The sequence below is a fragment of the Mammaliicoccus sp. J-M40 genome, assembly GCF_022386395.1.
In the GTDB taxonomy this organism is placed as follows: domain Bacteria; phylum Bacillota; class Bacilli; order Staphylococcales; family Staphylococcaceae; genus Mammaliicoccus; species Mammaliicoccus lentus.
The window spans coordinates 1-566 of sequence record NZ_JAJNIQ010000036.1 but is presented as its reverse complement, the minus strand read 5'-3'; the positions used below and the strand labels follow the sequence as shown (position 1 = coordinate 566).

The window sequence follows — 566 nt, the reverse complement described above, 5'->3', positions numbered from 1 at the left end:
CGCTCTAGAGATAGAGTTTTCCCCTTCGGGGGACAAAGTGACAGGTGGTGCATGGTTGTCGTCAGCTCGTGTCGTGAGATGTTGGGTTAAGTCCCGCAACGAGCGCAACCCTTAAGCTTAGTTGCCATCATTAAGTTGGGCACTCTAGGTTGACTGCCGGTGACAAACCGGAGGAAGGTGGGGATGACGTCAAATCATCATGCCCCTTATGATTTGGGCTACACACGTGCTACAATGGATAATACAAAGGGCAGCGAACCCGCGAGGTCAAGCAAATCCCATAAAATTATTCTCAGTTCGGATTGTAGTCTGCAACTCGACTACATGAAGCTGGAATCGCTAGTAATCGTAGATCAGCATGCTACGGTGAATACGTTCCCGGGTCTTGTACACACCGCCCGTCACACCACGAGAGTTTGTAACACCCGAAGCCGGTGGAGTAACCTTTTATTAGGAGCTAGCCGTCGAAGGTGGGACAGATGATTGGGGTGAAGTCGTAACAAGGTAGCCGTATCGGAAGGTGCGGCTGGATCACCTCCTTTCTAAGGATATTACGGAATGACCAT

Annotated in this window: 1 rRNA gene; it reads left to right on the top strand. The window is 50.4% G+C overall.

What is annotated here, in order from left to right:
- A 16S ribosomal RNA gene (locus tag LQ688_RS13895) occupies positions 1-542 on the top strand; the annotation flags it as partial.
- Positions 543-566: the final 24 nt, after the last annotated feature.